Source organism: Nocardia sp. NPDC004722 (genome assembly GCF_053601505.1).
Genome location: NZ_JBSGBY010000153.1, coordinates 1 through 14,932, shown reverse-complemented (window position 1 = coordinate 14,932; position 14,932 = coordinate 1). Strand labels below are relative to the sequence as shown.

The 14,932-nt window shown below is 66.2% G+C and carries 17 protein-coding genes and 1 pseudogene; 10 read left to right on the top strand and 8 right to left on the bottom strand.

Annotation, left to right across the window (positions count from 1 at the left end):
* The 3 genes from ACWELQ_RS17390 to ACWELQ_RS17380 all read right to left on the bottom strand — a co-directional run.
* Positions 1-265 (bottom strand): hypothetical protein (locus tag ACWELQ_RS17390; protein WP_452398061.1); only part of this gene is annotated, 265 nt, incomplete at its 3' end.
* A 289-nt stretch (positions 266-554) separates the two neighbouring features.
* Positions 555-1,523 carry a sigma-70 family RNA polymerase sigma factor gene (locus ACWELQ_RS17385; RefSeq protein ID WP_452398060.1) on the bottom strand — a complete coding sequence of 323 codons (969 nt, stop codon included), beginning with the start codon at positions 1,521-1,523 and terminating at the stop codon, positions 555-557.
* Positions 1,524-1,918: 395 nt separating this feature from the next.
* The gene (locus ACWELQ_RS17380; protein ID WP_452398059.1) at positions 1,919-3,436 is read right to left on the bottom strand and encodes a DUF7782 domain-containing protein; all 1,518 of its coding nucleotides are present in this window, start codon (positions 3,434-3,436) and stop codon (positions 1,919-1,921) included.
* Positions 3,437-3,638: 202 nt separating this feature from the next.
* Between ACWELQ_RS17380 and ACWELQ_RS17375 the strand changes: the two genes are divergently transcribed.
* The 7 genes from ACWELQ_RS17375 to ACWELQ_RS17345 all read left to right on the top strand — a co-directional run bounded on the left by ACWELQ_RS17375 (position 3,639) and on the right by ACWELQ_RS17345 (position 8,307).
* Positions 3,639-3,977 (top strand): DUF485 domain-containing protein, encoded by a 339-nt coding sequence (locus tag ACWELQ_RS17375; RefSeq protein ID WP_452398058.1) that lies wholly within the window; start codon positions 3,639-3,641, stop codon positions 3,975-3,977.
* Entirely contained in the window at positions 3,974-5,584 is a 1,611-nt protein-coding gene (locus ACWELQ_RS17370) for a solute symporter family protein (protein WP_452398057.1), read from the top strand. Before ACWELQ_RS17375 ends, ACWELQ_RS17370 begins: the two co-directional genes overlap by 4 nt.
* 163 nt (positions 5,585-5,747) lie before the next feature.
* Complete coding sequence (locus tag ACWELQ_RS17365) at positions 5,748-6,128, top strand: hypothetical protein (RefSeq protein WP_452398056.1); 381 nt, start codon at positions 5,748-5,750, stop codon at positions 6,126-6,128.
* Positions 6,125-6,919, top strand: coding sequence for a F0F1 ATP synthase subunit A (gene atpB, locus ACWELQ_RS17360; protein WP_452398055.1), 795 nt, complete (start codon positions 6,125-6,127; stop codon positions 6,917-6,919). Before ACWELQ_RS17365 ends, atpB begins: the two co-directional genes overlap by 4 nt.
* Positions 6,920-6,968: 49 nt before the next feature.
* Positions 6,969-7,226 carry a F0F1 ATP synthase subunit C gene (locus tag ACWELQ_RS17355; RefSeq protein WP_040810042.1) on the top strand — a complete coding sequence of 86 codons (258 nt, stop codon included), beginning with the start codon at positions 6,969-6,971 and terminating at the stop codon, positions 7,224-7,226.
* An 8-nt stretch (positions 7,227-7,234) separates the two neighbouring features.
* Positions 7,235-7,741 (top strand): F0F1 ATP synthase subunit B, encoded by a 507-nt coding sequence (locus ACWELQ_RS17350; protein ID WP_452398054.1) that lies wholly within the window; start codon positions 7,235-7,237, stop codon positions 7,739-7,741.
* Complete coding sequence (locus ACWELQ_RS17345) at positions 7,738-8,307, top strand: F0F1 ATP synthase subunit B family protein (protein WP_452398053.1); 570 nt, start codon at positions 7,738-7,740, stop codon at positions 8,305-8,307. Before ACWELQ_RS17350 ends, ACWELQ_RS17345 begins: the two co-directional genes overlap by 4 nt.
* 122 nt (positions 8,308-8,429) lie before the next feature.
* On the opposite strand, the gene ACWELQ_RS17340 is transcribed toward ACWELQ_RS17345, so the two are convergent.
* Positions 8,430-9,173 carry a VOC family protein gene (locus tag ACWELQ_RS17340; protein ID WP_452398052.1) on the bottom strand — a complete coding sequence of 248 codons (744 nt, stop codon included), beginning with the start codon at positions 9,171-9,173 and terminating at the stop codon, positions 8,430-8,432.
* Entirely contained in the window at positions 9,170-10,189 is a 1,020-nt protein-coding gene (locus tag ACWELQ_RS17335) for a GlxA family transcriptional regulator (protein WP_452398051.1), read from the bottom strand. Before ACWELQ_RS17335 ends, ACWELQ_RS17340 begins: the two co-directional genes overlap by 4 nt.
* Before the next feature lie 211 nt (positions 10,190-10,400).
* On the opposite strand from ACWELQ_RS17335, the gene ACWELQ_RS17330 reads away from it, so the two are divergent.
* Entirely contained in the window at positions 10,401-11,699 is a 1,299-nt protein-coding gene (locus tag ACWELQ_RS17330) for an MFS transporter (RefSeq protein WP_452398063.1), read from the top strand.
* 10 nt (positions 11,700-11,709) lie between these two features.
* On the opposite strand, the gene ACWELQ_RS17325 is transcribed toward ACWELQ_RS17330, so the two are convergent.
* Complete coding sequence (locus ACWELQ_RS17325) at positions 11,710-12,063, bottom strand: DUF3099 domain-containing protein (RefSeq protein WP_452398062.1); 354 nt, start codon at positions 12,061-12,063, stop codon at positions 11,710-11,712.
* 183 nt (positions 12,064-12,246) lie between these two features.
* On the opposite strand from ACWELQ_RS17325, the gene ACWELQ_RS17320 reads away from it, so the two are divergent.
* Together ACWELQ_RS17320 and ACWELQ_RS17315 are read left to right on the top strand one after the other, a co-directional pair.
* On the top strand, positions 12,247-12,480 hold the full coding sequence (locus ACWELQ_RS17320) for a DUF3039 domain-containing protein (RefSeq protein ID WP_452398050.1): 234 nt from the start codon (positions 12,247-12,249) through the stop codon (positions 12,478-12,480).
* A gap of 169 nt (positions 12,481-12,649) precedes the next feature.
* A complete protein-coding gene (locus ACWELQ_RS17315; protein ID WP_452398049.1) occupies positions 12,650-13,786 on the top strand; it encodes a Fic family protein in 1,137 nt (378 codons plus the stop codon).
* A 246-nt stretch (positions 13,787-14,032) separates the two neighbouring features.
* Here the strand turns inward: ACWELQ_RS17315 and ACWELQ_RS17310 are convergent, their stop codons facing one another.
* Complete coding sequence (locus tag ACWELQ_RS17310) at positions 14,033-14,692, bottom strand: restriction endonuclease (protein ID WP_452398048.1); 660 nt, start codon at positions 14,690-14,692, stop codon at positions 14,033-14,035.
* A 148-nt stretch (positions 14,693-14,840) separates the two neighbouring features.
* A pseudogene (locus tag ACWELQ_RS17305) lies at positions 14,841-14,930 on the bottom strand (3-oxoacyl-ACP reductase); the annotation flags it as partial.
* Positions 14,931-14,932 lie beyond the last annotated feature (2 nt).

Genomic DNA, 14,932 nt, shown 5'->3' with positions numbered 1-14,932 from the left:
CGGCGGAGGCGTCGCGTTCCTCGGTGGCGTCGGTGAGGCGCAGCGCGCGGGCCCAGGTGAGCAGTTGCGTATTGGATTCGGCGGCAGCGAGATCCGGGTGCACGGTGCCGCAGAACTCGGCGTCGGCGCCGGTGGCGTCGAGGCGGGCGCGGCAGTCCCACATCCAGCTGACCGGGGGTAGCGATTCGCCGGTGATCTCGCTGGCGTAGGAGTTCACCAGCGTCGACAGGGTGTCGATGGCAATCATCGTCAGCGAATCGGTCACGGTCGCCAGACTTCCACCCTCGGGAGCGACTGGCCCGCAACCTGACTCGCTACCGCGTGTCGGTGCGGTCGAAGCACTCACAAAGCCGGACATACAGCCCTATTCACCGCTGCCGGCTATTGTCCGGCGCGCGAAGATCATTCGCGCACGAAAACGCCGACCGACTCGCGAACCCGGAGGGGGACGTTCGGGCGGAGCCGGTCGGCGTGGATCGGGTCAGCGCCTCGAAGATGACCCGACGAGTGGGGGTGGAGCCGTGCAGGGGGTTTCGGCTCCACCCGGGTGCGAACTAGCTTGCGTAAGCCCGCAGGCGGTCGGCGCGCTCGCCCTTGCGCAGCTTCGACATGACCTCGCGCTCGATCTGGCGGACCCGCTCGCGCGAGAGGCCGAAGAGCTTGCCGATCTGGTCGAGGGTGCGCGGCTGGCCGTCGTCGAGGCCATAGCGCAGGCGGATGACCTGCTGCTCGCGCTCGTCGAGGGTGGCCAGGACGGTGCGCACGTCCCGGTGCAGCAGTCCGGCGATGACCGCGGACTCGGCGGAGGTGGCCTCGGAGTCCTCGATGAAGTCGCCCAGCGGGGCTTCCTCGTCATTGCCGACCGGCATGTCCAGGGATACCGGGTCGCGGCTGTGGTCGAGCAGATCGGCGATCTTGTCGACCGGAATGCCGGACTCGTTGGACAGTTCCGCGTCGGTGGCCTCGCGCCCGAGCTGCTGGTGCAGTTCGCGCTTGATGCGGGCCAGCTTGTTCACCTGCTCGACCAGATGGACGGGGAGGCGAATGGTGCGGGACTGATCGGCCATGCCGCGGGTGATCGCCTGGCGAATCCACCAGGTGGCGTAGGTCGAGAACTTGAAGCCCTTGGTGTAGTCGAACTTCTCCATCGCGCGGATCAGACCCAGGTTGCCTTCCTGGATGAGGTCCAGCAGCGGCATGCCGCGACCGGTGTAACGCTTGGCGAGGGAGACCACGAGGCGGAGGTTGGCTTCCAGCAGGTGCTGGCGAGCGGCCTGACCTTCGCGAACCAGGATCGCGAGATCCTTCTTCTTCGCGGCGGACAACCGTTTGCTCGTCTCCAGCAGGTGCTGTGCATAGAGGCCCGCCTCGATGCGCTTGGCCAGCTCGACCTCGTCGGCCGCCGTCAGCAGCGCCGTCTTACCGATCCCGTTCAGGTACACGCGTACCAGGTCGGCGGCGGGGCTTGCGGCGTCGAGGTCTTGTTCGCTGGTGCGCACGTCAGTGGTGGCGGGGCTTGTCATGACTTGCCTCCTGTCGGTGGTGTCTCGCTCCGTTCAACGGACCCGACATCAGGAAAGTTCCCCGGGTGGCAACCGGTAAACCGGGCTTGAGCTGCGGTTTTTACGGCGCACGTCTGAGAAGTTCCTGAGAAGCGCGTATCCTGCGGAACTCGCGCCTCCCGTCGGACGGGTCTCGGTGTCCGGGTAGTTGCCACCGTCGGAGTCGAACTATCCGACGTACCAATCGATTACGTGTCATTCGGACGGGAATGGGCCTTACGCGGACGCCTTCCTTCGAGCACGAATCAAAACGATCGGCCCGGTCCGGGCATTCCCGGACCGGGCCACATCGATACTTCGGCGACACCTGATCGTGACGGACCTCACCGCCGGTCAGCGCCGGATTTCCACAAGATTCAGCGCGGATGGACGAGGCCGTGGCGGACCAGTCCCGCCACCACGCCGATGACCGCGCTCTCGAATTCCGGGGTGGCGGCCTCGCCGCTCTCGCCGAAGGCCAGCAGCTCCACCAGTTCCCGCAGCGGCAGCCCGTCGGGCCGCATGCCCGCCAGCAGCGCGGCGGTGGTGTCGTCGACCTCGTGCTGCCAGCGCGGGCCGTCGCCGCGGTGCAGCCGGACCACCCGCTGCGCCCAACCCTCCTCGCCGGGGAGGTAGACGCGCTCGAGGGCGGTGGCCGCATCGACCTCGTAGCGGGCGTCGAGGATCAGGTCCGGGTCGGCGGCCGCGGCGCGCAGCCAGGCCGAGCGCTCGAAGTAGGCGAGCGCCTCGGCGCCCAGCGGGTCGTCGAAGCCGTGCGTGAGGTCCTCGGCGAGCAGCTCGGTCGGCCCGTCGATGGCGCGCAGATACACGAATCCGAATCCGATTCCTTCCACCCCGGATTCGGCGAAGGCGTCCAGCCAGCGTTCGGCGCGCGCCTGGGCGGCCCCTTCGCGCGGGTCGAGTCCGGCGTCGCGCAGCCAGGTTCCGACATAGAGGGCGGGATCGGCGATGTCGCGCTGCACGATCCAGGCGTCGATGCCGTGGTCGGGCAGCCAGCTCGCGACGCGGGCGCGCCAGTCCTCGCCCTCGAGGTGCACCCACGAGGCCAGCAGCGCGGCGGTACCGCCGGGGTTCAGCAGTTCCGGGATGCCGGAGATGACGAGTTCGCTGGCGCCGTCGAGGGCCAGGCCGGAGTCGCGGTAGGTGTGCTCGACGCGGGCCGGGCCGACGACGAACGGGGGATTGGCCACGATCTGGTCGAAGCGGCGGCCCGCGACGGGTTCGAACCAGGAGCCTTCCAGCAGTTCGATATCCAGCCCGTTGAGCGCCGCGGTGGCCTCGGCCAGCCAGATCGCGCGTTGGTTGAGATCGGTGCCGGTGACTTTGCCGCCATAGGAAGCGGCGTGCACGGCTTGCACGCCGCAGCCGGTGCCGAGATCCAGTACGGTGCCGGTCTTGCCGGTCGGGGTGGCGCGCAGCAGCGACAGCGACGCCTGGCCGACGCCGAGCACGTGATCGGTGTCGAGGGCGCGGCGGCGCATGGAGTCGTCGAGGTCCGAGAGCACCCAGCGGGTGCCCTCGCCGAGATCGAGGGGCCGCAGGTCCAGTGCCGCGCGAATCTCGTTGCCGTCGTGCTCGAGCAGGCCCGCGGCGACGGCGCGGTCGATGCTCACCGGCGAGAGGGCCGCGGCCGCTTCGGCCTCGGTGACCGGATCGCCGAGCAGCAGCAGGCGCACCAGCGTGCCGAGTTCGCCGAGCGCGGCGGCGGCACGTCGGACGGGGACGGGTTCGCCGCGACCGAGGGCGGCGTGCGCGTCGTCGCCCAGCGCCTCGAGGAGGGTGTCCGCGTCGTAGCGGACGCGGGTCAGCGCCGCGCGGAGGTCGGGCGCGAGGTCGGCGAGCAGGGACGAGGTGGTCGTCTGGTTCGTCGGCATAACTGCGAACTCTGCCACCGCAACCGATGGGCATCCGTCGGCGGCCCCGGTTCCGGGAAGGCAACCGGTTGGTAGCTGGCGGCGATCAGCCATGAATTTCAGCTCACTTATCCATGAATTCGTGATCTCACCTGCGGTTATTCGCCCCGCTCGCAACGATATTGATTGCTAGTGTGACCTGGATCACCAGGAGGTATCGCAGTTGACAACTGAAACCCACACCGGCGGACCGTCTCCCGACTGGTCCGAGGTCTACGACAGTCCCGAGTTCCAGCGTCTGCGTTCGCGCTTCCGGCGCTTCGTGTTCCCCATGACCGCCCTGTTCCTGGCCTGGTACGCGCTGTACGTACTGCTGGCCGACTACGCGCACGGCTTCATGTCGCACAAGGTGGGCGGGAACATCACCGTCGGCCTCATCTTCGGCCTGTTGCAGTTCCTTTCGACCTTCGTCATCACCGGTCTCTATGTCTGGTTCGCCGACCGCAAGCTCGACCCGGCGGCCGAGGCGATCCGCGCCGAACTGGAAGGAGAGCAGCGGTGAACGCCTATCTGGCAGCCGGAGTCGAGGGCAGCCGTCCCGGACTCAACATCACCATCTTCGCGATCTTCGTGGTCATCACCCTCGGCATCGTGGTGTGGGCCAGTCGCGACAACCGCACGGCCGCCGACTATTACGCCGCCGGGCGCGCCTTCTCCGGACCGCAGAACGGCATCGCCATCTCCGGCGACTATCTCTCCGCGGCCAGCTTCCTGGGCATCGCCGGGGCGATCGCGGTGTACGGCTACGACGGCTTCCTCTACTCCATCGGATTCCTGGTGGCCTGGCTGGTAGCGCTGCTGCTGGTCGCCGAATTGCTGCGCAACACCGGCAAATTCACCCTCGGCGACGTGCTGGCCTTCCGCATGCGGCAGCGGCCGGTGCGGGCGGCGGCGGCCACCTCCACCCTGGCGGTGAGTCTGTTCTATCTGCTGGCCCAGATGGCGGGCGCGGGCGTGCTGATCTCGCTGCTGCTGGGCGTATCCAGTTCGGCGGGACAGAATCTCGTGATCGCGGTGGTCGGCGCGATCATGATCGTCTACGTGCTCGTGGGCGGCATGAAGGGCACCACCTGGGTGCAGATCGTCAAGGCGGTGCTGCTGATCGCGGCGGCCGCGGCCATGACGGTGTGGGTGCTGGGGCGCTACGACTTCAACGTCTCGAGCGTGCTGGGCGACGCGGTGCACCACGGTGGCAAGACCGGCGCGAAGCTGCTGGAGCCGGGCTTCAAGTACGGCAAGAACGGCACCAGCAAGCTCGACTTCCTTTCCCTGGCACTGGCTCTCGTGCTGGGCACGGCGGGGCTGCCGCACGTGCTGATGCGGTTCTACACGGTGCCGACGGCCAAGGAGGCGCGCCGCTCGGTGGTGTGGGCGATCGGGCTGATCGGCGTCTTCTATCTCTTCACGCTGGTGCTCGGGTACGGCGCGGCGGCGCTGGTCGGGCCGGAGAAGATCGCCAAGGCCCCGGGCAAGGAGAACGCGGCCGCGCCGCTGCTGGCTCTGGAGCTGGGCGGGCCGGTGCTGCTGGGATTCGTTGCGGCCGTGGCGTTCGCGACGATTCTGGCGGTGGTGGCAGGGCTGACGATCACCGCGTCGGCGTCCTTCGCGCACGATGTCTATGCCAATGTCCTCAAGCGCGGGCAGGCCGACGGCAAGGGTGAGGTGCGGGTCGCGCGGATCACCGCGGTGGTGATCGGGGCGCTGGCGATCGTGGGCGGCATTCTGGCTAAGAACCAGAACGTGGCGTTCCTGGTGGCGCTGGCGTTCGCGGTGGCCGCCTCGGCAAACCTGCCGACCATTCTGTATTCACTGTTCTGGCGGCGCTTCAACACCGCGGGCGCGCTGTGGAGCATCTACGGCGGGCTGGCCGTCACGATCGTGTTGATCGTGTTCTCCCCGGCGGTCTCCGGAGCGCCCACCGCCATGATCAAATCCCAAGACTTCCACTGGTTCCCGCTGTCGAACCCGGGTCTGGTGTCCATCCCGGTTTCGTTCGCTCTGGGCTGGCTGGGAACGATCTTGTCGAAGGAACGCGACAATGCCAAGTATGCCGAGATGCAAGTGCGGTCTCTGACCGGCATCGGAGCGGAAAAGGCTGTGCAACAGTAAAGTCCGATTAAAATGGCGAAAAGTTAGCTGAAAGGCGTTTCAGAATTTCAAGATCAACAATTTGAAGATCAAAAATACTGGCCCGCAACGAGGTTGGGCTGTGTATGCTATTGATCATGCACAGCCCCACTACGAGGTGGGATGACGGCAAGGCGGTGTCGTATTGGACGTCAACAGGCTTCGGATGCGCAGAGCGACTGCTATTGCAATCGCTTTCGGCGTTCTGGCATTGATGGTCTCAGGCGCGTTTGATCGATTGTTGCTCGGCGTATTCATCGCCGGCGGTTTGACGCTCGGCTGGGTTAATGCCCGGCTCACGTGGATGTCGATTGTGCGCATCACCGATGCGGAAACACCCAGCAAACAAAAGCTGGCGTTGTCCTCCGCATCGCGTCTGCTCATTCTGACCGGATTGTCGATTCTGGTGGCGTTTCTGACTCGGCCCAACGGCGTCGGAATCTTCTTCGGGCTGGCCCTCTTTCAGTTGATCCTGGTGTTGCACACCGCTCTGCCCGAGGTGAAAGGGCTTCGACAGCAATCATGAGCATCCCCGTCGCTTCCCTCGCCCATTTGTCGGCACCGACGCTGCTGGCCGCCGAGGATTCCTCGGGGGACTCCAAGATTCACGTCGGTGACCACGCCCAGGCCACCCTGTGGGGCCTGACCTTCAACATCGACACCATCGTGTCCACCAGCGTGGCCGCGGTGATCGTGCTGGGCCTGGCCTTCTTCCTGCGGGCCAAGATCACCTCCGGGGTGCCCAACGGCGTGCAGCTGTTCTTCGAGACCATCACGGTCCAGATGCGCAATCAGGTGGAGACGGCGATCGGCATGAAGATCGCGCCGTTCGTGCTGCCGCTGGCGGTCACGCTGTTCACCTTCATTCTGTTGTCGAACTGGTTGTCGGTCTTGCCCGTTCAGTACGGTTCGGGCGAATTGATCGCGCCGCCCGCCTCCGACTTCAACTTCACGCTCTCGCTGGCGCTGTTCGTGTTCCTCTTCTACCACGCCGCCGGTGCTTATCGGCGCGGGCCGGGTGGGCACATCAAGCAGTTGCTCAAGGGTCACACCGGCTGGGGCCCCATGGTTTTCATCAATGTGGTCGAGGAAATCGCCAAACCGCTGTCGCTCTCGCTGCGACTTTTCGGCAACATGTTCGCGGGCGGCGTCATGGTTTCGGTGATCACCTTGTTCCCGTTCTGGATCAGCTGGGGTCCGAATGCCGTCTGGAAGATCTTCGACCTGTTCGTCGGAGCCATTCAGGCATTCATCTTCGCCCTGCTGACCATCCTCTACTTCAGCCAGTCGATGTCGCTGGAGAGTGAACACCACTGAGCGACTTCAGTCGTTCAGCGCAACAACCCTTTGTAAAAGGAAGTGAAAAATGGCTGACCCAGCAACCGCGAGTATCGTCCAGGGCGCTCTTATCGGCGGCGGCATCATTCTGGCGGGCGGTGCCATCGGCGCGGGTATCGGTGACGGCTTGGCCGGTGCCGCTCTGATCAACGGCGTCACTCGCCAGCCGGAGGCCGAAGGCCGCCTGCGCGTCAACTTCTTCCTGACCGTCGGTCTGGTCGAAGCTGCGTACTTCATCAATCTAGCGTTCATGGCCCTGTTCGTATTCGCTACTCCCGGTAAGTAGACGGCATCATGTCTCCCAGAACGGATGTGGAGGCCGCGGGGAACTTCCTGGTTCCCAACGGCACCTTCTTCGCCGAGTTATTGATCTTCCTGATCGTGCTCGCGGTCATCTGGTTCTTCGTGGTTCCGCCGATACGAAAAGTATTGGCGGAGCGGGAGGCACGCGTCGAGGTCACGACGGCCACCGCCAAGGAAGCGAGCGAAACGTTCGCCGAAGCCGAGGCGCGCTACGAATCCGCACTCGAGAAGGCCCGCAACGAAGCGGCCGAGATCCGGAATGAGGCACGGGCGCAAGGCCGGGCCATTCTCGAGGAGATGCGTGGCGAGGCGCAGAAAGAGGCCGACCAGATCGTGGCCGAGTCCACGGCGCACCTACGCGCCGAGGCCGACCAGGTGGCCGCCGAACTACGCGAAGCCGTCGAACCACTCGCACAGGACCTGGCCGGCCGGGTCCTCGGCGGGAACGATCGTGCCCGGACCAGTGCGGGCCAGCAGAGAGGACGGGGGTCCGTATGATCCTCAACCACGCCCTCCTCGCCGAGGGCTACAACATCACCTTCAACTGGCCTGTCTTCTTCAGTCAGCTGTTCGGGTTCGCGGTCATCGTCTGGTTCTTCGCGAAATACGTTGTGCCGCCGGTGAAGCGCATGATGGCCAATGCGCAGGGCCAGATTCGCAGGCAGCTCGAGGAGAGCGAGGCGGCCGCCGACCGTCTGATTCTCGCCAAGGCCGCCTACGACAATGCCGTGGCCGAGGCCCAGGCCGAACTCGACCGCATGCGCGAGGAGGCTCGCGCCGACGCCGATCGCATCATCGACCAGATGCGGGAGGCCGCCGCGGCCGAGGTGGAGCGGGTCCGCAAACAGGGCCGCGACCAGATCCTGCAGTACCGCAGGCAGATGATTCGCGATCTGGAGGCCGATCTGGCCGCCGCCATGCTGGCGCTCACCGAGGAGAAGGTGCGCGAGCAGCTGGGCTCCCCGCAACAGCGGGCGGACAGTATCGACAGGTTCCTGGCGGACCTGGAGGCACTGGCCAATTCCGGCGAGGCGCGGCGGGAGCCGCAGACCGAGCGGAAGTAACCAACTCTCGGGACTCTCAGGGGTGCCCCCTGAAACCCCGAATTGGGCGGTCGGTTCGTTTGAACCCCCGAATACGCTGAAACCCCGGATGCTGTCCGGGGTTTCAGCGTGTCAGGGGTCGGTCAGGCGGGTTTGCGGCTGGTGAGGCAGTAGGGCTGACCGGCGGGGTCGGCCATGACGATCCAGGTCTTGCCGCGGTCGGTGCGGTGGGCGCCGAGTGATTCGTGCCAGGCCGCCGTGGCGTCGATGTCGGTGCAGGCGAGGTCCGGATGCGCTGCGGTGGGGCGGTTTTCGCCGAGGCGCTGCAACAGGAAGTCGATCGGGATGTCCGGGCGGGGCGACAGGCGCGAGAATTCCGGGAAGGTGCTCGGCCGCCAGGCCCAGCCGGTGAGGTCGGTCCAGAAGCGGGATTCGATGTCGTAGTCGCTGTCGCCGATGTCGAGGCAGATCTGGTCGAGGCGGCTGCGGTCGCCCGCCGGGCCCGCCACCGTCGGGGTGAGCGTGGGTGCGAAGTCGTGAAACGGTGTGATACAGAACGGCATTCCGGCGGGGGAGTGCAGCACCGCGTAGCCGATGCGCTCGGTGAGGATGTTGTCCTCGGCGAGGACGGCCCCGAGCTCGATGGCGCGGTCGGTTTCCGCGGGGACGTCGTCGACGTCCAGGTCCAGGTGCACGCGCGCCGGACCGCCGATGGACTGCATCTTCACCGTCGCCGCGCCGGATCGCGGGAGCAGCGTGAGGAATTCGTCGTGGTCGCCGCGTCGGGGCGAGAGGGTGGTGCCGGTGACGGTCGTCCAGAATTCGGTGGCGGCGTCGAATTGTGCGGCGGGACGGTCCAGGAAGGCCCACACCCAGCGAATCGTCATGCTGTCTCCAGGGTTTCGCGCTTGCGGAAGGTCTTGCGGTAGGCCAGCGGCGGCACCCCCAGTTCGAGGCGCATGTGGTGGCGCAGCGACGCGGAGGTGCCCATGCCCGCGCTGCGCGCCACCTCGTCGATCGGCAGATCGGTGGTCTCGAGCAGATGCCGGGCGTGGCGCACCCGCTGTTGCAGGATCCAGGCGCCCGGCGCCATCCCGGTCTCGGCCTTGAACCGGCGGGTGAAGGTGCGCACGCTCATATGAGCATGCGCCGCAAGCGAGTTGAGATCCAGATCCCGGTCCAGATGGGCCAGCGCCCAGCGGCGGGTCGGCGCGGTGCCGTCGCTGCCGGACTCCGGCACCTGTCGTTCGATGAACTGCGACTGCCCGCCCTCGCGCCACGGCGGCACCACGCAGTAGCGGGCCGCCCGATTGGCGACGGCGCTGCCGTGATCGGTGCGGATCAAATGCAGGCACAGGTCGATGCCCGCGGCCAATCCCGCCGAGCTCCAGATGTTTCCGTCCTGCACGAACAGCAGGTTCTCGTCCAGCAGCACCTCGGGGTAGAGGGCGCGGAAGCGGTCCGCGAAGTGCCAGTGCGTGGTCGCGCGCCGACCGTCGAGCAGGCCCGCCGCGCCGAGCACGAACGCGCCGGTGCAGATGGACACGATGCGGGCGTCCGGGCGGATGGTGGCCAGCGCCGCGGCGACCGCGGGCGGCAGCCTGCCTTCCTGCCGCGGTTCGTGGATGCGGGTGCCCGGCACGATCACCGTGTCGGCGCGGGCCAGCAACTCCGGCCCGAATTCCGGGATGACGGTGTACCCGGCGGTGGCCTGGACGGCTTCGGTGTCGACGCCGCAGGTGTGGACCTCGTAGAGCGGATTGCCGTCGTCGTCGGTGGCCTCGCCGAGCACCAGCGGCGGGATCGACATGTCGAAGCCGACGGTCGGGGCCAGGACCAGGACGGCCACGAGATGGGGTGACGGCACGACTGTCCTCCTCGCGATGGCTGAATCTTGACGCATTGTGTCATTCAGGCCACTCGTGGGGAAAGAGCTTTTCGGTCACGCTCATGCGGTGAGCGAACTGAAGGACGATCTCGACCGCGAATCCGGGCATGGCGCACCGCCATTGGATGCGGCACGACCCACGGCCGGTGCCGATCCGTCCGCGATCGACGCCCTGGGGTCGGTGGCGCAGGCCATCGACGACGGATCGGGGCGAGGGAGCGTGGCCGTGTCGTCGGCGAATGGCAAGGCGCAGGCGGTTGTCGGGACCGGGCGGCGGGGTCTGCATCCGGCATGGATCGTGGCGGCGGTCAGTTTCGTGGCATTGATCGGGGCGGCCGGGTTCCGGTCGGTGCCCGGCGTGCTGATGGATCCGCTGCATGACGAGTTCGGCTGGTCGCACGGCACGATCGGTGCGGCGGTCTCGGTGAATGTGCTGCTCTACGGGCTGATCTCACCGTTCGCCGCGGCGCTCATGGATCGCTTCGGCATCCGGCGGGTGGTGGCGTGCGCGCTGGTGCTGATCGCGGCGGGCAGCGGCTTGACCGTGTTCATGACGCAGCCGTGGCAGTTGATGGCGACCTGGGGTGTGCTGGTCGGGGTCGGCGTGGGATCGATGTCCATGCCGTTCGTGGCGACGATCACCGGTCGCTGGTTCGTCGCGCAGCGGGGTCTGGTCACCGGGGTGCTCACCGCCGCGGGCGCGACCGGCCAGCTGGTCTTCCTGCCGCTGATCGCGCAACTGGCGAAGGATCACGGCTGGCGCACACCGTCTCTGGTCGTCTCGGTGGCCGCGCTCGCGGTCGTTCCGCTCGTGCTGCTGTTCATTCGCGACTTCCCCAGCGATGCCGGGGTCCGGGCCTACGGTGCCGAACCCGGCAGCGAGGTCGGTGTGCGCACGTCCGCCCCCGGCGGTGCCGCGCGGGCGCTCACGGTGCTCGCGAAGATCGTCCGCAAGCCCGTGTTCTGGCTGCTGGCAGGCGGTTTCGCCATCTGCGGGGCATCCACCAACGGTTTGATCGGCACCCATTTCGTGAGCGCCGCCCACGATCACGGCATGCCCGCGACGACGGCGGCCGGATTGCTGGCCACGGTCGGCATATTCGACGTCATGGGCACCATCGCCTCCGGCTGGCTCACCGATCGCTTCGATTCCCGCTACCTGCTGGTCGGCTACTACACCCTGCGCGGCACCTCGCTGCTGTGGCTGCCGATCCTGCTCGGCCCGGAGGTGCACCCCACCACCTGGGCGTTCATCATCTTCTACGGCCTGGACTGGATCGCCACCGTCCCGCCGACGGTCGCCCTGTGCCGGGAGAATTTCGGCGAGGACAGCGCGGTCGCCTTCGGTTGGATCTTCGCCTCGCATCAGATCGGCGCGGCGCTGGCCGCGTTCGGTGCGGGCGTGATTCGCGATATGCAGGGCAGCTACACGCTGGCGTGGTTCATCGCCGGCGGCCTGTGCGGACTGGCCGCGCTGTTCTCGGCCGGAATCCGCCCGTTGAGGGTCGAGCCCGCCGCGGCCTAGCTGTCGAGACCTACCCGTCGATGGCCTTGTGCGGCCGCGACTCCAGAGCGTTCTGATTGCGCCGCCCGTCCCAGCGGCTGGGTTCTTCCTTGGTGCGGGGCGGGCGGTCGTTCGCACCGAGCACCGCGATCCACGGCAGCGGAATCGAAACGCCGATGATCAGCAGCGACACCCACCAGTTGTGCCAGATGCCGTAGGCGATGGCCGCGCCGATCAGGCAGGGGATCCGGAAGGACATGATCATGATGTAGCGGCGCACCCGGTCTCGATGCTGCTGCTCGAGCGAGGTCGCGGCCTCGGTGATCAGCGCCGGATGCTCCTTCTGCTCGCCCGGAAAGTACCCCGGGGAGGGACGCGGCGGCATGGGTATCGAACCGGCAGGATGGAATTCGACGTCGGGGCGATCCTCGCCGCTGGTGCCGTCGGCCTGGGAATCGCCGTCACGCTGCATACCCCGAGTCTTCCACTACACAGCGTCGGATGCACACGCCCGCCCCCGCCCAGGCCTTCTGCTGAACCCGCGTCCGGTCCCTGGCATCATGGACGGGTGAGCGCAGACACCCTGGTACGCCCCGAAGAGACCGTCGACGAGTCGACCGACAACGACACTCCCAAGGTCTTCCACTACGTCAAGAAGGACCGGATCGCCGAATCCGCCGTCATGGGCACCCACGTGGTAGCCCTCTGCGGCGAGGTCTTCCCGGTCACCCGTTCCCCCAAGCCCGGCTCCCCGGTCTGCCCGGACTGCAAGCGCATCTACGAGATGATGAAGAAGGATTAGCCAGGACCAGGCATTTCAGCCGGTCGGTTGGGATGCGAACGGCTGAAGTGCCACTTTGAGTGCTACTTTCGGCCCGGTTCAGATGCCGTGGATGCCTCGAGTCCTTCTTCATCGTCTCGGCGCAGCAGCGGTGTTTGACGTAATGATTGCGTCAAACTATCGTGGTGTCATGTTGTTCCCGACGCCTGGATTGACCGCCGCCGACGCTCGTGTCCTCGCCGATGTGGACCGGATGCGTGCCGATCTGCGTCACGAACTTCAGGGCAAGCCCGGCAAATGGGCGGGTGGACTGCGCAAATTTCTTACTGCGGACGCTGTCGCCGCGTCGAACTCCATCGAAGGGTTCAAGGTCTCCACTGTTGATGTGCAGGATCTGATCGCCGGCGAGCGGGATGTCGAGGTTTCGGAGGAGAACAGGGCCGAGACGCTGGCCTACGAGCGGATGATGACTTACATCCAAACGTTGCATGACGTAGGCGATTTCGGCTATGGCAAGGGTTTTCTCAACGCGCTGCATTGGATGCTGCAAGGGCACCGGCACACCGAGCGTCGCCCGGCGGGGCAGTGGCGTCGCGGCCCGGTGTATGTGACCGACGCCCGCGATCCGAGCATCGCTGCCTACACCGCCCCCGACGCCGGCAAGGTGCCGACGTTGATGGAAGAGCTTGTGGATTGGCTCAATGTCGAGGACGGGACGCACCCGCTCGTGCGTGCGGCGATGGCGCACCTGCATCTGGTGTCCATTCACCCGTGGGCCGACGGCAACGGCCGAATGTCGCGATCGCTGCAAACATTGATGATCGCCCGTGAAGGCGTTCTCGCGCCGGAGTTCTCGTCCATCGAGGCGTGGCTCGGTCGGCCGGGCAACACGTGGGAGTACTACCAGGTGCTCGGTCGACGGGGTAGCACCTTCCGGCCGGATCAGGATGTGTCCGAATGGATCCGATTCAACTTGACGGCCTATCACCAGCAGGCGCAAACCGTACATGCCCGCTGGGTTCGGTCCGGCACCATGTGGGCGATGCTCGAGGAGTACGTTACGGGTATCCGCCTCGATGAGAGGGTTGTCAGCGCGTTGCACGATGTCGCGATGTCCGGTCGTGTCCGTCGAACCCGATATGAGCAAGCCGAAGGGTTGAGTCTGCAACAGGCGCAACGCGATCTGCGCGACCTTGTCGCGCTGGAGGTGCTCGAGCCGGTCGGTCGCACTCGAGCACGTTTCTATACTGCCGGACCGCGTTACCCCACCGACGTATTGGAAGTCGCCGGCACCCCCACGACCCTGGAGGATCCGTACGCCGGATAGTGAAAGGCGTTCGCGCTGCACGCTGCAGCCGAGTTCTTGCTCATCGCTGGGATGATGACGAAGGACTGGCCGACGACCGCCAGGTCCCCTGCAAGCTGCAGATCAGCTACACAGGTGTACGGCACCCCCGGCGCCGCCGCCCCGCCTCGATCCTCTCCCTCTAACCACTTGATCGACAGTCCGCGGTTCCAGGGGCACAGCTGAAATCGGCTGTGCCCCTGGGGGTCAGCCTGCCGATTCACGCCGCTACTCCGAACGATTCACTATCCGAGCCGGGATGCCGTGTTCCCGGCACAGGGCGAGCAGTCCACTGCCATCGATCAGGTCGAGTCGTTTGCCGTTGGCGAACTCGTAGCTGTCCGGCCCGTAACCGGAGGTGGTGATCATGATCCCCTTGGTCGCGCCCTCGTGATCCACCGTCCCCCACAGGTCCCGGACGTGGGTCGGCCGGACTGTCTTGGTGAACAGTTTCGCCTGCACGATGTACTTCCCGCCGATCATCGGACGAGTGTCGTAGGCAACACAATCAACCCCGCCTCCCGCGCTGGAGGAGAACAGCTTGGTCTCGAACCCCATCTTGGCGAACAGATTGTGAACGAATGCCTCGAATTCGGTCGGAGTGAGTTCCAACAGGTTCGGGCGCTGGTCGATGCCGGAGAGGATGTCGATCGGATCGACGATCCGCGGGTCGGCCATATCGAAGGTCATCACCGGATCGACGGCCACCAGTTCGTCCGGGTGCGGCGATACGTTCGCGAAGAAGTGTTTGCGTACGCAGTCGATTGGATTGAATTTCGGCTCGTCGAGTACCAGCGGTGTGAACTGGTCCCGGGTCGCTCGCATGCTGATCAGATACGGCTCGATCTGCTGCCCCGTCACCGAGTTGACTCCGCGAACCCGACCCATGAACGCCACCGTGCTGATGAGTTCGGGCGAGGTGACCGCGAACGCTTCACGTACCGACCGCAGGGCGACTTGCGCGATGAATCGTCGATAGATGTCACGAATCTCTTTGAGGGGGCGTGGAACCGGTTCGACCGCCTTCCGAGCCCTCCGCGGCCTCTTCCAGCGCCTCCGCCTTCCGCGCGGAGATCACCACATTGGCCCCCCGCCGCAGCAGCTCAGCCGCCACCCCGAACCCGATCC

What these genes read in the sequence shown, in the direction of transcription:
- ACWELQ_RS17385 (WP_452398060.1), bottom strand. Translation starts at nt 1,523, where the DNA reads ATGACAAGCCCCGCCACCACTGACGTGCGCACCAGCGAACAAGACCTC.
- ACWELQ_RS17380 (WP_452398059.1), bottom strand. Translation starts at nt 3,436, where the DNA reads ATGCCGACGAACCAGACGACCACCTCGTCCCTGCTCGCCGACCTCGCG.
- atpB (WP_452398055.1), top strand. Translation starts at nt 6,125, where the DNA reads ATGAGCATCCCCGTCGCTTCCCTCGCCCATTTGTCGGCACCGACGCTG.
- ACWELQ_RS17355 (WP_040810042.1), top strand. Translation starts at nt 6,969, where the DNA reads ATGGCTGACCCAGCAACCGCGAGTATCGTCCAGGGCGCTCTTATCGGC.
- ACWELQ_RS17350 (WP_452398054.1), top strand. Translation starts at nt 7,235, where the DNA reads ATGTCTCCCAGAACGGATGTGGAGGCCGCGGGGAACTTCCTGGTTCCC.
- ACWELQ_RS17345 (WP_452398053.1), top strand. Translation starts at nt 7,738, where the DNA reads ATGATCCTCAACCACGCCCTCCTCGCCGAGGGCTACAACATCACCTTC.
- ACWELQ_RS17340 (WP_452398052.1), bottom strand. Translation starts at nt 9,173, where the DNA reads ATGACGATTCGCTGGGTGTGGGCCTTCCTGGACCGTCCCGCCGCACAA.
- ACWELQ_RS17335 (WP_452398051.1), bottom strand. Translation starts at nt 10,189, where the DNA reads ATGCGTCAAGATTCAGCCATCGCGAGGAGGACAGTCGTGCCGTCACCC.
- ACWELQ_RS17325 (WP_452398062.1), bottom strand. Translation starts at nt 12,063, where the DNA reads ATGCCGCCGCGTCCCTCCCCGGGGTACTTTCCGGGCGAGCAGAAGGAG.
- ACWELQ_RS17315 (WP_452398049.1), top strand. Translation starts at nt 12,650, where the DNA reads ATGTTGTTCCCGACGCCTGGATTGACCGCCGCCGACGCTCGTGTCCTC.
- ACWELQ_RS17310 (WP_452398048.1), bottom strand. Translation starts at nt 14,692, where the DNA reads ATGGGTCGGGTTCGCGGAGTCAACTCGGTGACGGGGCAGCAGATCGAG.